The 20,456-nt window shown below is 62.5% G+C and carries 17 protein-coding genes and 3 pseudogenes; 14 read left to right on the forward strand and 6 right to left on the reverse strand.

Annotation, left to right across the window (positions count from 1 at the left end; all coding sequences use genetic code 11):
* The 8 genes from EOB59_RS07855 to EOB59_RS07890 form a co-directional block, all read left to right on the forward strand.
* Positions 1-1,008 (forward strand): M17 family metallopeptidase (locus EOB59_RS07855; protein ID WP_245486562.1); only part of this gene is annotated, 1,008 nt, incomplete at its 5' end.
* Between the two features lie 55 nt (positions 1,009-1,063).
* On the forward strand, positions 1,064-1,969 hold the full coding sequence (locus tag EOB59_RS07860; protein ID WP_127810445.1) for a proline iminopeptidase-family hydrolase: 906 nt from the start codon (positions 1,064-1,066) through the stop codon (positions 1,967-1,969).
* 18 nt (positions 1,970-1,987) lie between these two features.
* Positions 1,988-3,649 (forward strand): ABC transporter substrate-binding protein, encoded by a 1,662-nt coding sequence (locus tag EOB59_RS07865; protein WP_128288101.1) that lies wholly within the window; start codon positions 1,988-1,990, stop codon positions 3,647-3,649.
* 39 nt (positions 3,650-3,688) lie between these two features.
* Complete coding sequence (locus tag EOB59_RS07870) at positions 3,689-4,705, forward strand: ABC transporter permease (RefSeq protein WP_127810443.1); 1,017 nt, start codon at positions 3,689-3,691, stop codon at positions 4,703-4,705.
* On the forward strand, positions 4,705-5,676 hold the full coding sequence (locus tag EOB59_RS07875) for an ABC transporter permease (protein WP_127397495.1): 972 nt from the start codon (positions 4,705-4,707) through the stop codon (positions 5,674-5,676). The genes EOB59_RS07870 and EOB59_RS07875 overlap by 1 nt, the downstream gene beginning before the upstream one ends.
* The gene (locus EOB59_RS07880) at positions 5,673-6,632 is read left to right on the forward strand and encodes an ABC transporter ATP-binding protein (RefSeq protein ID WP_013531724.1); all 960 of its coding nucleotides are present in this window, start codon (positions 5,673-5,675) and stop codon (positions 6,630-6,632) included. The genes EOB59_RS07875 and EOB59_RS07880 overlap by 4 nt, the downstream gene beginning before the upstream one ends.
* Positions 6,629-7,627 carry an oligopeptide/dipeptide ABC transporter ATP-binding protein gene (locus EOB59_RS07885; RefSeq protein ID WP_245486563.1) on the forward strand — a complete coding sequence of 333 codons (999 nt, stop codon included), beginning with the start codon at positions 6,629-6,631 and terminating at the stop codon, positions 7,625-7,627. Before EOB59_RS07880 ends, EOB59_RS07885 begins: the two co-directional genes overlap by 4 nt.
* Before the next feature lie 138 nt (positions 7,628-7,765).
* On the forward strand, positions 7,766-8,068 hold the full coding sequence (locus EOB59_RS07890) for a DUF982 domain-containing protein (RefSeq protein ID WP_127397494.1): 303 nt from the start codon (positions 7,766-7,768) through the stop codon (positions 8,066-8,068).
* A 107-nt stretch (positions 8,069-8,175) separates the two neighbouring features.
* Here the strand turns inward: EOB59_RS07890 and EOB59_RS07895 are convergent, their stop codons facing one another.
* The 3 genes from EOB59_RS07895 to EOB59_RS07905 form a co-directional block, all read right to left on the reverse strand.
* Positions 8,176-8,982 (reverse strand): DUF1194 domain-containing protein, encoded by an 807-nt coding sequence (locus EOB59_RS07895; RefSeq protein WP_128288102.1) that lies wholly within the window; start codon positions 8,980-8,982, stop codon positions 8,176-8,178.
* Positions 8,983-9,023: 41 nt separating this feature from the next.
* The gene (locus EOB59_RS07900; protein ID WP_245481730.1) at positions 9,024-9,689 is read right to left on the reverse strand and encodes a hypothetical protein; all 666 of its coding nucleotides are present in this window, start codon (positions 9,687-9,689) and stop codon (positions 9,024-9,026) included.
* Between the two features lie 148 nt (positions 9,690-9,837).
* Positions 9,838-10,836: a DMT family transporter gene (locus tag EOB59_RS07905; protein ID WP_127323081.1), complete on the reverse strand. Its 999-nt coding sequence runs from the start codon at positions 10,834-10,836 to the stop codon at positions 9,838-9,840.
* A 151-nt stretch (positions 10,837-10,987) separates the two neighbouring features.
* Here EOB59_RS07905 and EOB59_RS07910 point away from each other — a divergent pair, with 151 nt between their 5' ends.
* Positions 10,988-12,970, forward strand: coding sequence for a BTAD domain-containing putative transcriptional regulator (locus tag EOB59_RS07910; RefSeq protein WP_128288103.1), 1,983 nt, complete (start codon positions 10,988-10,990; stop codon positions 12,968-12,970).
* A 150-nt stretch (positions 12,971-13,120) separates the two neighbouring features.
* Here the strand turns inward: EOB59_RS07910 and EOB59_RS07915 are convergent.
* Together EOB59_RS07915 and EOB59_RS07920 are read right to left on the reverse strand one after the other, a co-directional pair.
* A pseudogene (locus tag EOB59_RS07915) lies at positions 13,121-13,228 on the reverse strand (transposase domain-containing protein); the annotation flags it as partial.
* Positions 13,229-13,415: 187 nt separating this feature from the next.
* On the reverse strand, positions 13,416-13,697 hold the full coding sequence (locus EOB59_RS07920; protein ID WP_095089546.1) for an HU family DNA-binding protein: 282 nt from the start codon (positions 13,695-13,697) through the stop codon (positions 13,416-13,418).
* 329 nt (positions 13,698-14,026) lie between these two features.
* Here EOB59_RS07920 and EOB59_RS07925 point away from each other — a divergent pair.
* Positions 14,027-14,146, forward strand: a pseudogene (locus EOB59_RS07925) (DUF736 family protein); the annotation flags it as partial.
* A 28-nt stretch (positions 14,147-14,174) separates the two neighbouring features.
* Here the strand turns inward: EOB59_RS07925 and EOB59_RS07930 are convergent.
* A complete protein-coding gene (locus EOB59_RS07930) occupies positions 14,175-15,551 on the reverse strand; it encodes a PLP-dependent aminotransferase family protein (RefSeq protein WP_127380140.1) in 1,377 nt (458 codons plus the stop codon).
* A gap of 142 nt (positions 15,552-15,693) precedes the next feature.
* On the opposite strand from EOB59_RS07930, the gene EOB59_RS07935 reads away from it, so the two are divergent.
* The 4 genes and pseudogenes from EOB59_RS07935 to EOB59_RS36055 form a co-directional block, all read left to right on the forward strand.
* Positions 15,694-17,013 (forward strand): hydroxymethylglutaryl-CoA reductase, degradative, encoded by a 1,320-nt coding sequence (locus tag EOB59_RS07935; RefSeq protein WP_128288107.1) that lies wholly within the window; start codon positions 15,694-15,696, stop codon positions 17,011-17,013.
* Between the two features lie 3 nt (positions 17,014-17,016).
* Positions 17,017-18,024, forward strand: coding sequence for an ABC transporter permease (locus tag EOB59_RS07940; RefSeq protein WP_127270346.1), 1,008 nt, complete (start codon positions 17,017-17,019; stop codon positions 18,022-18,024).
* A gap of 37 nt (positions 18,025-18,061) precedes the next feature.
* Positions 18,062-19,078: a sugar ABC transporter substrate-binding protein gene (locus tag EOB59_RS07945; protein WP_164873851.1), complete on the forward strand. Its 1,017-nt coding sequence runs from the start codon at positions 18,062-18,064 to the stop codon at positions 19,076-19,078.
* Positions 19,079-19,091: 13 nt separating this feature from the next.
* Positions 19,092-20,456: pseudogene (locus EOB59_RS36055) on the forward strand (ABC transporter permease); the annotation flags it as partial.

A 20,456-nucleotide genomic window follows, 5' to 3' on the forward strand; every position in this document is an offset into this window, starting at 1 on the left:
GATCTGACCGCGGCGCTGACGCGGATCAATGCAATCGCCGACGGCGTCGAATATGCACGCACCTTGGTCAACCTGCCGCCAAACCATCTCCACCCCGACAATTTCCATGATCATCTGGAGCCGCTGCGTGAAGCCGGCATCGACATCGAAATGCTCGATGCCGCGCAACTGAAGGAGCTCGGCATGAACGCGCTCCTCGCCGTTGGGTCGGGCTCGGCGCGTCCGCCACGGGTCGCTGTCCTGCGCTACCGCGGCAAGGGTGCTCCCGCCCAACCACTCGCTTTCGTCGGCAAAGGCGTCTGCTTCGATTCGGGAGGCCTCTGCATCAAGGGCGGAGCGCAGATGTTCGACATGAAAGCCGACATGGGCGGAGCGGCGGCTGTGGTCGGCCTGCTGATCGCGCTCGCCCGGCAAGGCAGCCCGGTACACGTTGTCGGTGTTCTCGGCATCGCCGAGAACATGCCATCGGGCACCGCGCTCAAACCGCGCGACATCATCACCACGGCCTCGGGACAGACAGTGGAAGTGTTCGACACGGATGCGGAGGGACGCCTGCTTCTGGCCGACTGCCTCTACTATGCAGCCACGCGCTTCAACCCTTCGGTGATCGTCGATCTGGCGACGCTGACCTATTCGGTGACGCGTGGCCTGGGGTCGATATTCGCAGGCCTATTCAGCACCGACGATGCCATCGCTTCACAGATGATCGCGGCCGGAGAAACGGTCGGCGAGCGGTTCTGGCGGCTGCCGCTCGACCGGGCCTATGATGAGGGTCTGCAATCGCCGTTCGCGGACCTCAGGCATCATGCCAAGGACATGGAAGACGGCGACGCTCCCTATGCGGCGGCCTTCCTGCGTCACTTCACGGAAGACCGCCCCTGGGTGCATCTCGACATCGCCAGCAAGGAACTGACCGACACCGATCGGCCTCTCGGCAGGCAAGGCGCCACGGCATTTGGCGTGCAGATGCTGGAAGAATGGGTGCAGGTCACCCGCAACATGAGTTAGGGCGCCTGCCGTCACGGACAAATACAAGATGCCTTCAACCGCGCTGGGAACTGGGATGTCATCTGAGATCATAGGCATGGAAGGACGGGCCGCTTTCGGCGCCTTCGAGACCTGGTATCGGGTCACCGGTGATCTCGGTGGCGAAAAGGCGCCTGTGGTGATCCTGCATGGCGGCCCGGGCGTCGCTCACAACTATGTCGATGCCTACAAGCTTCTTGCGCGAAGGGATCGCGCCGTCATCCACTACGACCAGTTGGGCTGCGGCAATTCCACCTTGCTGCCTGAGAAAGGCGCCGATTTCTGGACACCTGGGCTGTTCATCGACGAGCTTGAAAACCTGGTCGACCATCTCGGCATTCGGACGGGCTTCCACGTCCTCGGCCAGAGCTGGGGCGGCATGCTGGGCGCGGAATATGCCGTGACGCGGCCGCAGGGCCTGAAGTCGCTGACCATCGCCAACTCGCCGGCTTCCATGAAACTGTGGGTCGAAGAGGCCAACCGGTTGCGTGCGGATCTGCCTGCGGATGTGCAGGAGACCCTGACCCGGCACGAGCAGGCCGGCACGACGGACGACGCAGCGTACCAGGCGGCGACGATGATGTTCTACGAGCGGCATGTCTGCCGGGTCGTGCCTTTCCCGCCCGAAGTCACGGAAAGTTTCGCCCAGGTCGTGCGCAATCCGACCGTCTATAATCTGATGAATGGACCGAACGAGTTCCACGTCATCGGAACGTTGAAGAACTGGAGCATCGTCGACCGTCTGCCGGCCATCGATGTTCCCACGCTGATCATCTCCGGACGTCACGACGAGGCCACGCCCGCGACCGTGCAGCCCTACAAGGACGGCATCAAGGGGTCGCGCTGGGAGATATTCGAGCATTCCAGCCACATGCCGCATGTCGAAGAGCAAGATGCATGCATGCGGGTAGTGGGAGACTTCCTGGACCACAACGACAATTGAAAAAAGGGGAATGAAGACATGAAGAAACTGCTTCTGGCGGCAACAGCCGCGGCATTGCTGGCCGGTACATGGCTGGCCCCGGCACAGGCCGAATATCTCAAGGAGCACCGAGGCGGCACCATCCGCCTGCTGGCCCGCTCCGCGGCCGGAACGCTCGATCCGCACATCAATTACACGGACCAGGGCTGGCAGATGTACCAGCCGATCTATGACGGCCTGGTGGCCTTCCGCAAGGCCGAGGGCATGGACGGCTTCACCATCGTTCCCGATCTGGCCGAGGCCCTGCCGCAGGTCAGCAATGACGGTAAGACCTTCACCTTCAAGCTGCGCAAGGGCATCAAGTTCTCCAGCGGCCAGGATCTTGGCGTGAAGGACATCGTTGCTTCCTTCCAGCGCATCTTCAAGGTTTCCGGACCGACCTCCGGCACGTTCTATGCCGGTATCGTCGGTGCCGACAAATGCCTGGCCGACACCAAGAGCTGCACGCTGGAAGGCGGCGTTGTCGGCGACGAAGCGGCCGGCACCATCACCATCAACATCACCAAGCCGGATGCCGAGCTGCTCTACAAGCTTGCCTTGCCGCATGCCGTGGTCCTGCCGGCGGACACGCCCGCCGAAGACATGGGTTCCAAGCCCATTCCCAGCACCGGCGCGTACATGATCTCCGCCTTCGACCCGAACAAGGGCATGACGGTTTCCCGCAACCCCAATTTCAAGCAGTGGAGCGAAGAAGCTCAGCCGGACGGCTATCCGGATGTCGTCCAATATGATTTCGGCCTGTCCGAAGAGGCAGCCGTCACCGCGATCCAGAACGGCGAAGCGGACTGGATGTTCGACGCTCTGCCCAGCGATCGCCTGGGCGAACTGGGCAGCAAGTCCATGGACCAGCTGCACATCTCACCGCTTTCGGCTTGGTGGTACGCGCCGCTGAACAACCGTCTCGCACCCTTCGACAATGAAAAAGCCCGCCAGGCCGTTGCCTATGCGATCGATCGCAACACGCTGGTCAAGCTGTTCGGCGGCAAGGTGCTGGCCTCGCCGGTCTGTCAGGTCCTGCCCCCGGACTTCCCCGGCCATGAAGACTATTGCCCCTTCACCAAAAATCCGGGCGCCAAATGGTCGGCTCCTGATCTCGACAAGGCAAAGCAGCTCGTCGAGGACTCCGGCACCAAGGGCCAGAAGGTGACGATCATCGTCGAGGACACCGCCATTTCGCGGTCCATCGGCGTCTATCTGCAGAGCGTTCTGACCAGCATCGGCTATGTCGCCGACGTCAAGCCGATCTCGTCGAACATCCAGTTCACCTACATCCAGAACACCAACAACAAGGTGCAGATGTCCGTTACCCAATGGTACAAGGACTATCCTGCGGCTTCGGACTTCCTGAACATCCTGTTCAGCTGCGCCTCCTTCCGTGAAGGTTCGGATGCCTCGATCAACATCGCCGGCTTCTGCGACAAGGAAATCGACGCCAAGATGCAAAAGGCATTGGACCTCGGCGTCACCGATCAGAAAGCCGCCGACAAAATGTGGGCTGAAATCGACAGGCAAGTCACCGACAAGGCACCCGCCGTTGGCCTCTTCACGCCGAAGCGGCTTGACTTTGTCAGCAAACGTCTCGGCAATTTCAAGTTCAACCGGCAGTTCAACTGGATGATCACCCAATCCTGGGTACAGTGATGGCCTGGGTGCAGTAACGAACCGCGGAGGGGCACGCCCGTGTCGAACGTAGCTGTCGCCATGCCGCGCAAGACGCGAGGGCCCTGGGCCGTCGCGTTTGCGAAGCTGGCAAGGGACAGGGCTGCCATGGCGTCGCTGGCCGTGTTCCTCCTCATCGTCCTTGCCTGCCTCAGTGCGCCTCTTTATGCAAAATGGGCAGGCGTGGACCCCTTCGCCTCGACGCTCGACGCCGTCATCCAGATCGACGGTGCCGACGTTCCGGTGATGGAACAATCGACGGAAGGGCTGGGGCTTGGTTACACACCGCTCGGCCCGACCTGGCGGCTGGGCAATTATTTCCTCGGCGCCGACAGCCAGGGGCGCGATGTCATGGCCAGGATGCTCTATGGCGGGCTGAGCTCGTTGCTGATCTCCGGAGCAGCCACCATCTTCACCCTGATCCTGGGCACGGCGGCGGGATTGATCGCCGGCTATTTCGGCGGCGTCACCGACACGGTGCTGTCGCGCTTCCTCGACATACTGTGGGCGTTCCCGATCTATCTGCTGGCGATTTCGCTCTCCATCGTCACCATCGCGCATGGCATCACGATCGGACCGATCCAGATCGAGTCCGGCAGCCTGTGGCTGCCTGTCATCATCATCGGCATCGTCTACGTGCCCTACGTGGCCCGCCCAATACGCGGGCAGGTTCTGGCGCTGCGCAAGAGCGAGTTCGTACTGGCCGCGATCAATCTGGGCGTGCCGGGGTGGCGCATCCTGTGGCGCGACATCCTGCCCAACGTCACCACCACGCTCATCGTCTTCGTGCCGCTTATGATGGCGCTGAACATGCTTACGGAATCGGCACTTTCCTTCCTGTCGATCGGCGTGCAGCCGCCGGCCGCGAGCTGGGGCACCATCATCCAGGACGGACAGGCGCTGCTTTACACCAGGCCATTGGTGGCGCTGGTGCCGGGCCTGGCGATCGCGGTTTCCGTCATGGCGCTCAATGTCTTCGGCGACGGCCTGCGCGACGCGCTCGATCCGCGCTCCAAGGTTCGGCTGGGGCGCGACTGATGATCTACGCAATCCTGCGCCGTTTCGGCCAGATGCTGTTCGTGATGTTCGGCATCTCGGTCATCGTCTTCCTGATTTTCTTCGCAACGCCGGGCGCCGACCCGGCGGCGCGCATCGCCGGCCGCAATGCATCGCCCGAAGTGCTGGAGGCGGTACGCCACAGCTTCGGCTTCGACCGGCCGCTCTACGTGCAATATGTGACGATGATGGAGAAGATCTTCGTCACCGGCGATCTGACCTCCTTCGTCAATCGTGGCTGGAAGGTGGTGCCGGCGGTCATGGATTCGATCCCGGTCACGCTCTCGCTGGTGTTCGGAGCGGCGATCCTGTGGGTGGTGGTCTCCATCATCATCGGCATCGCCGCCGCCGCCACGCGCGGCAGCTGGCTGGACAAGCTGCTGATGGCGCTAGGGCTGCTCGGCATTTCCATGCCGGTCTATTGGTTGGGCGAAGTGATGAACCTGATCACCCAGAGCCGCTATCACGACAGCTGGGCGTTCTCCTGGGTGCCACCGCTCGGCTACAAGAATTTCTCCGATGATCCGAAGGGCTGGTTCCTGACCCTGGTCATTCCCTGGATCACACTGTCCATTCTCTATATCGGTATTTACGGGCGCGTGCTGCGCGCGGCAATCATCGAATCCCTGCAGGAAGACTATATCCGCACGGCCCGGGCCAAGGGGCTGTCGGAAACCCGTATCCTGCTGCGCCATGCCTTGCGCACGTCGCTCATCGCCTTCGTCACCCTGTTCGGCCTGGATTTCGGCGCGCTGGTCGGAGGCTCGGCCTTGCTGACGGAGGTGGTGTTCGGGCTGCACGGCATCGGCAAGCTCACTTATGACGCGCTGCAGAATCTCGATCTTCCGATGATCATGGCAACGGTGATGTATGCTTCCATGTTCGTGGTTGTCGCCAATGCGGTCGTCGATTTCGTCTACATCCTTCTCGATCCGCGCCTGAGGACATCATGATACTGTCGGTGCGCGACCTCAGAGTTTCCTTCCGCACAAATGATGGCCTGGTGCGGGCCATCGATGGCGTTTCCTTTGACCTCGAGGAAAGCGAAATCCTCGGCGTCGTCGGTGAGTCCGGTTCCGGCAAGACCGTGTCGCTGCTGGCCGTCATGGGTCTCATCACCGATCCCAACGCCACCATCGAAGGGTCGATCCGCTACAAAGGCCGCGAACTCGTGGGACTGCCCGCGCGCGAACTCAGGCGGCTGCGCGGCAACGAGATCGCGATGATCTTCCAGGATCCGATGACGGCGCTGACGCCTGTCTACACGATCGGCTGGCAGATCGCCGAACAGATCCGCGCGCATCGCAACATCAGCAAGTCCAAGGCGATGGAGCGCGTGGAGGAACTGCTGGCCGAGGTGAATTTTCCGAACCCGCACGAGGCGATGTCGCGCTACCCGCACCAACTGTCCGGAGGCATGCGTCAACGGGCGGTGATCGCAATGGCTTTGTCCTGCAATCCGGCGCTTCTGGTGGCTGACGAACCGACCACCGCGCTCGACGTCACGGTGCAGGCCGGCATTCTCGATCTGGTGCGCAAGCTGCGCGCGACGCACAAGTCGGCGGTCGTCTTCATCACACATGACATGGGCGTGGTCTCCGAACTCGCCGACCGGGTCATGGTCATGTATGCCGGCCGCGTGGTGGAGCGCGGCAGTCGCGCGGAGCTGTTTTCCGATCCGCGACACCCCTATACGCGCGCGCTGCTGGGTTCGATCCCGCCGCTGACCGGCGAAAAACCACGGCGCTTGCCGGCCATTCCCGGTTCGCCGCCGTCATTGCTGCGATTGCCGCAGGGCTGTGCGTTCGGTCCGCGGTGCCCGGTTCACTACGAGCCCTGCGAGGCCGGCAAGCCCGACCTCGGGAGCGGCACCCATGCCGCGGCATGCTTCAGGGTGGCACAGGCATGAGCGGACCGATGATCGACAAGAACCGCCCAATCCTCGAGACGCGTTCGCTGGGCAAGCGCTTTTCCATCGGCAGCCGTTTCTCCGCCGAAGGCAAGCGAACCGTTCATGCGGTCGACAATGTTTCCCTGACCGTGTGGCGCGGCGAGACGGTCGGTCTGGTCGGCGAATCCGGATGCGGCAAGTCCACGTTGGCGCGTTGCCTGGTGAGGCTCTACGACATATCGGACGGCGAGCTTCTGTTCGAAGGCAACGACATCACCTCCAAGTCGCTGTCCGAACTCAGGCCGCTGCGGCGCCGCCTGCAAATGGTTTTCCAGGATCCGTCGGCGTCGCTCAATCCGCGCCGGCGCGTCGGCGACCTGGTGGCCGAGCCGCTGCGCATCCATGGCAGGCCCTCGTCGAGCGAGATCACCAAACGCGTGGCGGAACTGTTCGACCTTGTCGGCTTGCTGCCGGATCACGTCATGCGGTTTCCGCACGAATTTTCCGGCGGACAACGCCAGCGCGTCGGCATCGCGCGGGCTATTGCATTGAATCCGGACCTCGTGGTCCTGGACGAACCCGTCTCCGCGCTCGACGTGTCGGTGCAGGCGCAAATCGTCAACCTGCTTGCCGATCTGCAGGAGAAGCTCAATCTCACGTACATCTTCATCGCCCACGACCTGTCGGTGGTGCGCCAGGTGTCGACCCGCATCGCGGTCATGTATCTCGGCTCGATCGTCGAGGAAGGTCCGGCGGAAGAGGTGTTTGCGGCACCAGCCCATCCTTATAGCCAGGCACTGATCTCGGCGGTTCCCGTCGTGGAGACGACGCCCGGTGGGACGCGCAAGCGCATCATCCTCACCGGCGACGTACCGAGCCCTCTGAACCCTCCAACGGGCTGCCGTTTCCATCCCCGATGCCCAATCGCGGCGGAGCGCTGCCGTTCGGAGCGGCCACAGCTGCGGGAATACCGACCCGGTCGCAAAGTCGCCTGCCACTTCCCCACGATGTAGGCGACACTCACGACCGCACGGGTGATCGCCTTCGCCTGATAGATTTCTAAAAGATTCCATTTTTATCTGGAACCAACCGGCTGTTGGCGCGTTTGGGGGGGTTCGATCGAGCGCATTGCGGTCGACCGGGAGGAAACGATGGATCAATTGCATTTCTTTTCGCCCGTGCGGATTTCGCGCGGGCAAGGACACCCTGTGGAAGAAATCGATAATGTTGCCGAAGCCATGATGTTCTTGCGGAAATGGCCGACAGGACGGCGCGGTCCGGTTTATCAGTGCGCGCTGAATTGTTGCTCGGCCGCCTTGTCGGGTCAGATGTCGGCCGAGGAAGCAAGGAAAGCGTTCACCGGCTTTGCCCGCATCACGCGTCTTCTCGATGACGACATGGCGTTGCCGGTGCCCGGCGAAGGCGAGGCAAGGGTGCACGCGTTGCGGCGATAGGCTATTGTCCTGACGGACCTACAAGGACTCGCGCTGCAGCGGGGCGGGTCTTGTTGTGCAATGCGCTCGGTCTGGCGGGTCGAAAGTTCGTCCTGCGTGGCACACTTTCACAGCGGACGCTCGTCGTTCATGCTTACTTCAGTCACGAGCTTGCGGCGAAGCGCCATCGTGTAGTCGTCTGGCCCCTTCGGCGTCATGACAAAGGCCTGGGAACCGCCAATCACCGATCTGGCAAAATAGGATGCCAGAGGTTCGTCGGGATTCTCATCCTCCGTCGGGATGGCGATTGCATTGATCGTATATCCCTTGGCTATGGCGTTCGACCTGCTCGGCTGGACGGGAAGCCCGTCGTTGTTCTCGCCATTGGAGGAGATATCGATGACTTTCTTGGCCGCCTTTCCCGGAAACTGGTCGAGCAGGAGACTGCCGATGTCGATAGCCGAGGAAACGGATGTTCCGCCTCGCCCTCTGCGGATGAAGCCGGCATCGCCTTTCCTGCTGATCACCGCAGCCGCCGCTTTGGCATCTTCCAGTCCGCAGATGCTTGTCCACGGCAGCACGACGCGTGCGTGTCCGGGGCTCGACCATTCAAAATAGGCAACGCCGATGCAGCCAACATAATTCCGGCTGATGGCGGCGATGATCTCTGGCGAGGTGAGTGCCGCGGCATCTCCCTCGCGTTGCATATCGGCAATCTTCGGATCGATGGATGACGAGAAGTCGACCGCGAACACGATGGCGACGTCAACGTTCGCGGCATGGGCCGAGGCTCCCCAAAACAGCGAAGCTGCAAGTATTCCTGTCACTCTCGAGATTGAACCGGCCGGCGTCAGGAGACTGCCCCAGCCTGTCGCCCGCACCCGTTTGCGAAAGGATGGGGGGCCGGCGTCCTGATGATACACACTGCCAAACATGTCATTCTCCATCTCGACATCCGGTCGTTTCAAAAGCGAGCTCAACATGTGGAAATCTGGTGGATCGCCTTGGTGCCCACGCCGAACAGCAGCAGATCGGCCTTGGTCCACAAGAGATAACAGCCGAGCAAAGTCAGTGGCATGGCGAGGGCCGCGAAGGAGCCGCCCGACCAGACCTCAGGCAAAGCACGGCCGAGGGCCACTGTCGTCGCCAGCATTGCCGGCAACCGGCTGGCGAGCACCGCACTGCGGAACGGATCGGGCCAAGCGGCCGGCCACATCGGAATTGGCGTGCCGGGCCTGTGGAAGGTGCTGCCGAATTTGCCCAGCGCATGCAGCAGGCCGGAGGTCGCCGCAAGCAATGGATCGCCGAGCAGCAACAGGGCAATGCCGAGCCCGATCGCACCCAGGCCCGACAGGAAGTCGCCCAGACGGTTGAGGGCGGGATCGGGAGCATCCGGCCTTGCCCAGGCCCGGTGATAGGCCTCGCCGCCCCAGAAGAAGACCAGGGTGGTCAAGGTCAGCGCAACAGTGCCATGGCTGCCAGCGAAGTATTCGATCACCGCCATGGTGACGCTGCTTCCCTCATGCAAGCCGACCGGCGCGGTGGCAATCTGGATCGCGAGACCGACAATGAGGCCGAGCGCGTTGCCGCTGTTGTAGTAGCCGCCCGGTCCCCTCATGCGGGCGCGAAGCGCCGATGCCAAATGTGCGATCGGAAGAAGGATTCTCCGCGCGTCCATCACTGCGCCCCCGCGAGAAGTCCGGCCGCCATCGGCAAAGCCACCGCCGCCTGACTGATCGACGCCACTGCCCCCGTGTCGGGCGGCAACCGGGGCCGGAATAGGTTTCGCATCACCGGCAAGGGTCATCACATTCCTCCACTGGACCTGAATTGTTGGGGTGACGATCGCCTGCCCAATTTGCGGCGGCAGCTGCAAAGGCAGGGGCCCCGTCGAAGGGTTGAACCGAAGCGGTTCGCAAGGACGTGCGTGCCTGCGGCGCTCGGTTCGACAGTGCCACGGACAGGATCGCACCCAGAATGATGGCGGCACCCAATGCGCTCGCGGACGAGCTCCGCTCGCCGAGAAAGATCGCCGCGCCCAGCGCCCCGAAAACGCTTTCTGCGCTGACGATCACGGCGGCGTGGCTGGCCGGCGTAAAGCGGAGGGCAACCGTCTGTATGCCGAAGGCAATCGCAGTGGAGAACACGCCGAGGATCGCCAGTTCCGGGCCGGCTGCGAATGCGGCGGCCAACGACAGATTGCCTTGCATTGCGCCGAGCGGCAGGGCGAAGGCGGCGGCGCCGAAGAACTGTGTCGCGGCTGCGGTGAACGGCCGCGCATGCACCTGCATGTGCCGACCCAGTTCGACTGCCCAGAGCGCATAGCAGGCAGCCGAGAGGACAGCGGTGAGATCGCCACTGCTGAACCCGGCAATCCCATCCGACAACAGCAGGGCTCCAACAACGGTCAGCCCGGCGGCGACCGTGAGACTCGCTGTCGGACGTTCGCCTACGAGAAACCAGGCGGCCAGCGGTGTCATTACCGTTGCCGTGCTGACCAGGAAGCTCGCATTGGTGACGGAGGCGCCGAGATAGCAAAGCTGCTGGAGCGTGATGGAGATGGCAAACAGCGCGCACACCTTGGCCAAGCTGGAAAAATAGTCCGGCCCGAGCGGAAGCCGCCTCTCCATCAAGACAAAGGGCAACACAAGCAGGCCGCCGATCAGGCAGCGCAGACCCACCGCACTCAGCGCGTCGAGATGCACAAGCACCATCTTTTGCGAGACATTGCCGAAGCCCCACAAAGCGGCTGCGAATAGCAGCAGCAAATTGGCTCTTGTCCTGGACACGCGTCCCCCTCGAACCAAGCCTTTCGTTGACTTGGTCACCTTAATTTAGCAAAGCCTAAACAGCCTGCCGTTACGGCAGCGCTTGAGCGCGAAGGCCGACTGTTGCGAAGCGTTAGTTTTGAGTTAGGATTTCGTCAGGCTGGGATAGCAAATGCAAAGTGAGGACAGGGGCGCTGCAAATAGAATCTCACTCTTCGGCGGTTTCCGGATTGAAAATGAAACGGCCGGTCCGCTTCGGCTGACCGGGAAACGAGGGCCGGCAATCATCGCCTATCTGGCCCGATGTCCTGGCATGGCGGCGACGCGGGAGAGGCTGGCTGACCTCCTATGGGGCGACAGCGACGGCGAACATTCGCGCAACAGCCTTCGGCAAGCCCTCAGTGTCCTGCGCCAGGATCTGGCGCGAGAGGGGGTGGATCTCATTCATTCCAGCGGTGAGCTGATCGCCCTGAGGCCAGAGGCCGTTCAAGTCGACGTGGAGAAGTTCGAAACGGGTCTCTCGGCACGTTCCGCCCAGGACCTCGCGAAGGCCTTGGCGAACTACACCGGGCCCTTCCTCGACGGGCTTTACCTGGGAAGCAATGCGTTCGATGACTGGATCACATCGGAACGCGACAGGCTGCTCGGCCGCGCGCTTGAGTCCTTCGAAAAACTGGCCCGTCTCGTCGACCCTGATGCCGGGCTGATCCTGGCCGATCGTATTGTGACCATGGAACCGACACGGGAAGAATCCTATCGGCTCAAGATGGAATTGCTGCTCGCATGTGGCCAACGCGACAGGGCAATCAGGACATACGAAGCTTGCAGAAGCATGCTGAAGAAGGAGTTCGGCGTCGAAGCCGGCCCTGAAACGCGGGCGCTTTGGCAATCTCTGTTGCTTGCCGCCGACGACACCTCAAATGTGCAGTCGACAAGTGGTGTTCCGGCCAGCCAGCGCCTTGGGCGTCCCTCCATCAGCGTTGCCGACTTCGTCAATCTGACCGGAAAGCAAGGCGACGACTTTTTCGCCAAGGGACTTGTCCAGGACATCACGACAGCCCTCTCCGAAGTGGCCGACTATGTCGTGCTCGCCGCGCTTCCGCCCGAAAAGAGCGGTCCGGGCGAAGAAGCCAAGACGCCAGGGATACTCCGGGCGCGATATATGCTCAGCGGCAGCGTCCAGAGATCCGGCAATGGGTTGAGGGTGAATGTCCAGCTCGTCGATGCCGCCGGCGGCCACCACGTCTGGGCCCAGAAGTTCGACGGCCACTCCGAGAACGCGCTCGAATTCCAGGACAGGATCGCACAGTCTGTTGTACTTGCCGTGATCCTCGAACTTCAACTGACCAACTGGAAGGTTCGAGACAAAAGCCCGCCGGGTGCCCCTGAAGTGCGCAGGCTGGTCAACGAAGCTCTCATGAAATATTTTGAGATGACTCGGGACTCACTTCTGGTCGGGATAGAGCTTGCCGAGAAGGCCTTCTCGCTTGGTCCCGACAACGCCCGTGCAAAGCGGACGCTCTCGATCGTAATATCCATGGGCGTGGCGTTTGGTGCGCTGCCTCGGGAGCGAGGGGTGATCGAGCGTGCGGTCGAGCTTGCGGAAGCCGCGGTGCGGGCGGTACCGGACGATGAAATTGCCCGATGTATCTTGTCGTTCGCTCTCGAAAGTTGCGGTCGTATCGACGAGGCGATCGCCGAATGCCGCCACGCGATCAGCCTCAACCCAAGCTACCCGACTGGCCACGGCGATATTTCGATGCTCTTTGCGTTGCGCGGACAGGTCGACGAAGCGGTGCGCGAGGCCAACGAAGCAATCCGGCTCGGAACGCACGATGTGATCGACTTCTGGCGCCACCACGGCCTGGTTGTGGCGCTCTGCGCTGGCGGAGACAACCAGCGGGCGCTCGAAGCTGCCCGCAAAGTGGTCAGGACAAAGCCGGGCTTCGTTCGCGGCGCCCTTTATTGGGCCGCGACCGCGTCGGCCACCGGAAACAACGAAGAAGCGTCCCGGGCCATCCACCATTGCCTGTCACAACTTCCGCATCTCAATCTGAGCAATGTCTGCCCTGGCTTTGTGCCGCGCTATGTGAAGGATCATCACCATTCCCGGTTCCTTGAGATGCTGTCGAGGGCTGGCCTCCCCAGTTCCTAGCCACAGTCCAGTTTGCCTGGGGTGCCTGGAAGGTTTTCGAACTTTCTGTCGTGCAACTCCCGTCGAGATGCGCGCGCTTCTGAAGGAGGTCGGGATGTGTGGATCGTAAGCGGTGTTCTCAGGCCACGTCCTTAGCTCAAGCGCCCAGATATAGGTCCAAGGTAGCAGGCCGTCTATCTGGCTGTTCGGATGGCGGTTGAAGACCCTAGTGAGCACGTCGGCGAGATAGCCGAGTGGGTCGACGTCATTGAGTTTGCAGATTGCGAGGCTCACATTAGATTGTGATAAAATAGGTGTTGGAGAATTTTCCGGCCGCGCCAATGGCGCGGCTTGGGACCCCGACCTAAGAACGGCAGCAATGAGAAACTGATGATCTTGGCATGAGACACCATCGCCCAACAGAACGGCGCGTTACTATCAGACGAGATGTATCGTCATAAAATGGTCAGCCGTTCACCGAGTCCTTGAGAGCCTTTGCCGGCTGGAAGACGATCTTCTTCGATGCGGCGATCTTGATCGTGGCTCCAGTCGACGGGTTGCGGCCATCACGTGCTGGTTTGTTCTGTACCTTGAACTTGCCGAAGCCATTGAGGCTGATTTCCTCGCCCTTGGCAGCGGCTTCCGCAATGCCCTTCAACACATCCTCGACCACGGATTTCGCTTGGGTTTTCGACAGGCCGTGCGCGTCTGCAAGGCGTTCGGCAATATCGATCGTGTTTACAGCCATCGTTTCCATCCCTTCTGAATTGGTTCAACCGATTGGCCTTATGGCACAGGAAATTCCACACTGTCATCGGGTCATGGAACTGAATCCGGTGCAAACCAACGCTCGAACCGGGAATTTCCACCACTCTGTCTCGAAAGTCCCGCAGCGCATGACCTCGGCATCAGACGCCCGGCGTGTAGACGACCCTTTCCCAGCAATGCCTCGCCGGTGTGAGGCGTAATTGCACATTCGGCCATGCGGTGGAGGATCGGGTGTGACGGGAATCGTCACGGCATTTGGCGGCTTGGAAGCCGCTGCCCTCAGCAATCAATTGGCCTTCGGAGCTGCCCAAGCTCGACGATCCCAACTTCCCCGCTCCGCTCTACGCGAGCTTGGCCGAGACCGACACCGGGGGCGACTTCTCGCTCATCTGGTCACGACGCGCCGCGGAGTGGTCCGTCAAGCACTAAGCCCCGCCAAGGCGGGGCTTAGTCATGTTCAAGTCCGCCGATGCCTAAGCTCTGCCAGCATGAAGTCAAAAAAATGAGGATCCGAGGCCCAGGCGATGTTGACGCGGATGCCTGCCTTGGCAGGTTGGCGCTCCGGCGAAAACACGGTACCAGGTGCGATAAAAATCCCCTGGCGAGCGCCTTCCCGGGCGAGGGCGATGTCATCGACATAGTCGGGAAGTTCCAGATAGACGTAGTATCCACCTGTCGGCTCGGCAAAGAGCTTAAGACCCATCTTCTGAAGGCGGGGAACGACCGTCTCGGTGGCCTGCTGCACACGCTGCGCCAAACGCTTGAGGTGGCGCCGATAGTGACCTTCACTGATCAATCCATGGATCAACCGCTCAATGTGTCCTGAGCTGTTGACTGTCGTCAGCATCTTCAACTCGGCAAGGGAAGCGATAAGGTCGGGGCGCGCGGCGATATAGCCGCAGCGCAGGCTGGCCGACAACGTCTTGGCAAAGGTGCGCACGCAGATGACGTTCCGCAACTGGTCGAGAGGCGCAAGGCCAACGCCACGGACCGTCGGCAGGTCGACGAACGGGTCGTCCTCGACCACCAGCATGTCGCAGCGCGCGGCGATCGTCAGGATCGAGTGAGCCGTCGGCAGGTTGGTCGAGCTGCCGGTTGGATTGTGCGCAAGCGATTGTGTGAAGAACAGCTTCGGACGCTCGCGCTCGGCCTTGCCGGCGAGATCGTCGAGGTCCGGACCGGTCGGCGTCCGCTTCACGCCGATCATGCGGATCTGCGCCAGCTTCAGCTTGGCGAAAAGCGGGTAATAGCCGGGGTCGTCGACCAGCACGGTATCGCCGGCGACGAGGAAGCGGCGTATGATCAGGTCCAGTGCGTGGTTGGCGCCGAATGTCAGCAGGATTTGGTCCGGGCTCGCCTGCACCTCGCGCTCCATGAGGTCGAAGGCGAGGCGCTCGCGCAGCGCCGGCAGGCCCATCGCCGAACCATAGCCGTCGCTGCTGGACCTCTGGTGCCGGCCGAGCAGCCCGAGATGGCGCCGCACTTCCGATTCCTCCATCCATGAGGCGGGCGGCCGCCCGTCGCCGACGCGGATCGAAAAGCTCTCCTCCAACTGCGCATTGAGCAGCGAGGCGATGTCGACCGCTTCCGCGACATGGCGGGGACGCTCGCTCGGCGTCTGCCGGCGACGCTCGGCAACCATGAAGCCGGCGCCGGGCCGCGAAAACGCGATGCCCGCGGATACCAGCCGGTCATAGGCATCGACGATGGTGTTCTTGGAAACGTCGAATTGCTCGGCGGCCTTGCGTATCGACGGAAGCTTGGCGCCGACGGCAATCGAGCCGGTCTCGATGCGCCTTCTGATCTCTGCCGCCACGGCCTCGGCGCGCGTCATCCCAGAACATCCTCCGATGGGCTGCGTGCCCTGATATGGACTGGTACAGTTTGTCGCTGTTTCCTGTAGCTGTACCTTGATAGATGGTATCAGTTAAACGATAGCTGCCTCAACGACAAGCATTCGCAGGGAGGCGATCGTGATGGTGGCTGTCCAGGACAGCGGTGTCGAGCCGCGGCTGAATTCCCGCATCGAGAAATTCCGCGACCTGTCGCCGGCCGATCGCCTGGCGACGGTCGGCGACGCCGCTCGTCTTGGGCAGGCGGATCGCGATGCCTTGCGCGGCGGCGTCCTGCCGCTCGATCTCGCCAACGGCATGATCGAGAATGTGGTCGGCACTTTCGAGATTCCGCTCGGCGTCGCCACCAATTTCACAATTAACGGTCGCGATTACCTCATCCCGATGGCGGTGGAAGAGCCGTCGGTGGTCGCCGCCGCCTCCTACATGGCGCGCATCGCCCGCGGTTGCGGCGGCTTCGAGACATCGAGCACCGCACCGATCATGCGGGCACAGGTGCAGATACTCGGTCTGTCCGATCCGCACGGCGCACGCGCCAGGCTGCTGTCCGCCCGCGACCAGATCATCGCCGCCGCCAACGAGAAGGACCGGGTGCTGATCGGCCTCGGCGGCGGCTGCAGCGAGATTGAAGTGCAGGTGTTCGAGGAGACGCAAGTCGGACCGATGGTGGTGCTGCATCTGCTCGTCGACGTGCGCGACGCGATGGGCGCCAACACGGTCAATACCATGGCCGAGGCAGTCGCACCGATGATCGAGCGCATTTCGGGTGGCACCGTCCGGCTGCGCATCCTCTCCAACCTGGCCGACCTCAGGCTGGCGCGGGCGCGGGTGCGGCTGACGCCGAAGGCACTGGCGACGAAGGAGTTCACCGGCGAGCGTATCGTTGCCGGCATCGTCGAGGCCTGTTCGCTGGCGATCGTCGATCCTTACCGCGCGGCCACGCACAATAAGGGCATCATGAACGGCATCGATCCAATCGTCGTCGCGACCGGCAACGACTGGCGGGCGATCGAGGCCGGCGCCCACGCCTGGGCGGCGCGCGGCGGCCGTTATACGTCGTTGAGCCGCTGGGAGATCGACGCCGCCGGAAACCTCGTGGGGACGCTGGAAATGCCGATGGCGCTGGGCATGGTCGGCGGCGCCACCAAGACGCACCCGGCCGCGCGCGCAGCGCTGAAACTCCTCGGCGTGACCACGGCGCAAGAGCTAGCCGAGGTCACCGTCGCGGTCGGGCTGGCGCAGAACATGGCGGCGCTCAGGGCGCTGGCAACCGAAGGCATCCAGCGTGGACACATGGCGCTGCATGCCCGCAACATAGCCATCGTGGCGGGCGCGAGCGGCGCGAATATCGATGCGGTGGCAAAGGAACTTGCGGCGGATCACGATGTGCGCGTCGATCGCGCCAGGGAAATCCTGCTCAGACTGGGCAAAGAGGAGGCCTGAGCGGTGAGCGAGGCAGCCGCACGCGGAAATCAGGCTCGGCTTTCCAGCCTGCTCAAAAGCCAGGAAGGCATCGTGCTGGTGCTGGCGGTGCTGGCCTTCGTGCTGTTCTCGTTGCTGCTGCCGTCCTTCTTCAGCCCCGGCAACATCCTAGCCCTGATCAGAAGCGTCTCGATTCTCGGCATCCTGGCGCTGGGAATGGCGCTGGTCGTCATCGCCAGGGGCATCGATGTCTCGATGATCGCAACGATGGTGGTGTCGGTGTCCTGGGCCTTCGTGATCGCCCGCTCGGGCTATTCGCTGGAATTCGCGCTGCTGATCGGCGCGCTGTTCGCGGTGGTCGCCGGCGTGCTGATCGGGATGCTGATCGCTTTCGGCGAGGTCGCGCCGATCTTCGCGACGCTTGCCGCCGGCTCCGTCATCTACGGCCTTGGCCGAACCTTCTTCTTCACGCTGGAGATGCAGAATGTGCCGCCAGGCGCCGAATGGTTCTCGCTGATCGGGCAGGGCCGCATCCTCGGCGTCCCGGTGACGGTGGTGGTCTTTGCCATGCTTTGCCTGGCGCTGCATCTGGTGCTCAGCCGCACGCGGTTCGGCTGGCAGACCTATGCCATGGGCAACAATCCGGGCGCCGCCAGGATCACCGGCATTTCCAACCGGCCGATGATCGTCGCGCAATATGCGATCAGCGCGCTGATCGCCTACGGCGCCGGGCTGGTGCTTGCCTCGTCGGCGTCGGCGATCAACGCCCGGCTTTTCAATTCGACGATGATCTACGACATCCTTCTGGTCGTCGTGTTGGGCGGCATCGGCCTGAATGGCGGCCACGGCAAGGTTCGCAACGTCATTCTGGGCACGATCTTCGTCGGCATCCTGCTCAACGGCATGACGATCATGAACATCGCCTACACGATCCAGAACCTGGTCAAGGGCGTGGTCCTGCTTCTGGCCATCGTCATCGACTCGCTCGTCAACCCACGCGACGAGCAGACGTCCCAGCAAGGGGATCTCTGACACCAATTTCAACGCCAAAATGCAATGGGAGGAAACCATGCGACTTCTGAAAACGACAAAGTGGCTGGCCGCGGCCTGCATCGCGCTTGCCGGTATCGTCACCGCCAGCGCCCAGGACAAGGGCCTGGAAAATCCGCGCTCGACGACGTTCCACAAGACGCTGGAAGGCAAGAAGGTCGTCTTCCTGCCGCTGTCGATGGGTTTCGACCTGACCGAAGGCTGGGCGGCGGTGATGCGCCAGCAGGCCAAGCGCCTCAAGTATGATTTCGAGATCCGCGACCCCGCCTGGAGCACCGACGCGGGAACCCGCGCGCTGCAGTCGCTGATCAGCGAGAAGCCGGACCTGATCGTCGCGCACAATCCCGACATCCAGTCCTACGCCCGGTTGCTGGCTCAGGCGCAGGCCGCCGGCATCAAAGTTGTGCAGATCAACCTGGAATCGAACACCCAGACCGATTCGTATGTCGGCGCCGACTGGACCGAGATCGGCGAACAGGCGGCGCAGGCCGTGGTCGACAAATGCAGCCCCGGCAAGGGTGCTTCGACCAAGGTCGCTATCGACACCGGCGTGCCGACGGCGGCATCCGACGTGTTCCAACTCGACGGCATCTACCGTGTCTTGAACCAGCATCCCGACATCCAGGTCGTTTCGCAGCAGGCCACCGAATACAATCCGGAAAAGGCGCGCTCGATCATGGAGACCGTGCTGCAACAGCATCCGGATCTTTGCGGCGCCATCGGCATCTGGGACAATCAGGACACCGGCACGGCGTCTGCGATCCGGCAGGCCGGCAAGGGCGACCAGGTCTTCCTCGTCACAAGCGGCGGCGGCAACAGGGTCGGCTGCGAGAATGTCGAGAAGGGCCTGTTCAATCTCTACATCAGCTACAACGTGCCGCTGCAGGGCGAAATCCTGAATGCGGAGATCGCAAGGCTGCTGCTCTCCGACGGTACCGCCGGCGAGACCAAGACGCTCTATTTCAATCCTCTGACGCAGATCACCAAGGCCAACGTCAACCAGCGCAATTGCTGGACGCTGGACGATCTGAAGTAGGGAATCCTGACTTATGGCCACCAGCGATGCGCTTTCACGGCTGCGGTACCGGCTTTTGCCGGACCGCCTGTTCGGCGAATTGCTGACCAAGAGCTGGATCGACAACGTCATTCCGGCATTGGCGCTGGTGGTCACGATCCTCGTCATGACGTGGATCATCCCTGGCTATTTCTCGGTCGGCAACCTTACCGATCTCGCCCGCCAGGTGTCGGAATTCGGCCTGATCGCACTGGCGCTCACCATCGTCATCCTCTCGGGCGGCATCGACCTCTCGGTCGGCTCGATGTTCGCGCTATGCGTGCTTGCCGCCCTGGTATCGATGAACGTTGCCGGCCTGCCGGTCGGCGTGGCATTGATCGCGACGCTAGCCACGGGCCTCGTCTGCGGGCTGCTCAACGGGGTGCTGATCGGCTATCTCAGGCTGCGCGCCTTCATAACCACTCTGGTGACACTGGTCATCTACCGGGCGCTCTACGACATCATCTTTCCCCGGCTTGCCAGCGCGATCGTCGGCTCGATGCCGGTCTCCCCGACCTGGGACCTGATCGGCTTCGGCACCTTCTACGGCCTGCCCGTCTCCTTCGCCATTTTCGCCGTCATCGCCCTTGGCGCGCATATCGTCCTGTCAAGGCTAAGGCCAGGATGGCGGTTGCGCGCCGTCGGCGGTGCGCGCCGCTCCGCCTACAATGCCGGCATCAACGTCAAGCTGACGGTTTGCCTCGCCTATGTCGCATCGGGCCTGCTGACCGCGATCGCTGCCTTTCTGTTTTCCGCCCGGCTCGGCAGCACCGGCGCCGACACCGGCATAGGGCTGGAGATTTCCGTATTGACCGCCGTGGTGCTTGGCGGCGTTTCGCTGGGTGGCGGCCGCGGTTCGGTCGGCAATGCGGTGATCGGCTCCATCCTGGTGCTGATCCTGACCAGCGGCCTCATCCGCCTGTCGATGCCCGGCTCGGTCAACCAGCTGATCCTCGGTCTGGTGCTGATCGCCGCCGTGCTGTTCGACGCCAAATGGGTGAAGAACCGCGGCAAGCTGTTGAGCAAAGTCTATGTCTCGCCGACCTATCTGAAGCTGCCGAATTTGACGCCGCCGACCGGAACCGACGTGCTTGCCGTCAATGACAGGCTTGGCGCGGCGGAGCTCATAGGGCTTGGCGCGGTCGAAGGTCCCGAGGACGTCGTCCTCGACCGCGACGACAATCTCTATACCGGTACGCGGCACGGTACGATCGTCCGTTTCCTCGCGCCCGACTATGCGCGCAGCGAGGTCTTCGCCCGTATCGGCGGTCATCCGCTGGGGCTGGCCTTCGCGCCGAATGGCGACCTGCTCACCTGCGTCGGCGGCATGGGCGTCTACCGCGTCTCGCCGGACGGGACG

Source organism: Mesorhizobium sp. M7A.F.Ca.MR.176.00.0.0 (assembly GCF_004023165.1).
Taxonomy (GTDB): domain Bacteria; phylum Pseudomonadota; class Alphaproteobacteria; order Rhizobiales; family Rhizobiaceae; genus Mesorhizobium.

What these genes read in the sequence shown, in the direction of transcription:
- EOB59_RS07860 (WP_127810445.1), top strand. Translation starts at nt 1,064, where the DNA reads ATGTCATCTGAGATCATAGGCATGGAAGGACGGGCCGCTTTCGGCGCC.
- EOB59_RS07945 (WP_164873851.1), top strand. Translation starts at nt 18,062, where the DNA reads ATGCGACTTCTGAAAACGACAAAGTGGCTGGCCGCGGCCTGCATCGCG.
- EOB59_RS07885 (WP_245486563.1), top strand. Translation starts at nt 6,629, where the DNA reads ATGAGCGGACCGATGATCGACAAGAACCGCCCAATCCTCGAGACGCGT.
- EOB59_RS07890 (WP_127397494.1), top strand. Translation starts at nt 7,766, where the DNA reads ATGGATCAATTGCATTTCTTTTCGCCCGTGCGGATTTCGCGCGGGCAA.
- EOB59_RS07935 (WP_128288107.1), top strand. Translation starts at nt 15,694, where the DNA reads ATGGTGGCTGTCCAGGACAGCGGTGTCGAGCCGCGGCTGAATTCCCGC.
- EOB59_RS07865 (WP_128288101.1), top strand. Translation starts at nt 1,988, where the DNA reads ATGAAGAAACTGCTTCTGGCGGCAACAGCCGCGGCATTGCTGGCCGGT.
- EOB59_RS07910 (WP_128288103.1), top strand. Translation starts at nt 10,988, where the DNA reads ATGCAAAGTGAGGACAGGGGCGCTGCAAATAGAATCTCACTCTTCGGC.
- EOB59_RS07920 (WP_095089546.1), bottom strand. Translation starts at nt 13,697, where the DNA reads ATGGCTGTAAACACGATCGATATTGCCGAACGCCTTGCAGACGCGCAC.
- EOB59_RS07875 (WP_127397495.1), top strand. Translation starts at nt 4,705, where the DNA reads ATGATCTACGCAATCCTGCGCCGTTTCGGCCAGATGCTGTTCGTGATG.
- EOB59_RS07880 (WP_013531724.1), top strand. Translation starts at nt 5,673, where the DNA reads ATGATACTGTCGGTGCGCGACCTCAGAGTTTCCTTCCGCACAAATGAT.
- EOB59_RS07895 (WP_128288102.1), bottom strand. Translation starts at nt 8,982, where the DNA reads ATGTTTGGCAGTGTGTATCATCAGGACGCCGGCCCCCCATCCTTTCGC.
- EOB59_RS07930 (WP_127380140.1), bottom strand. Translation starts at nt 15,551, where the DNA reads ATGACGCGCGCCGAGGCCGTGGCGGCAGAGATCAGAAGGCGCATCGAG.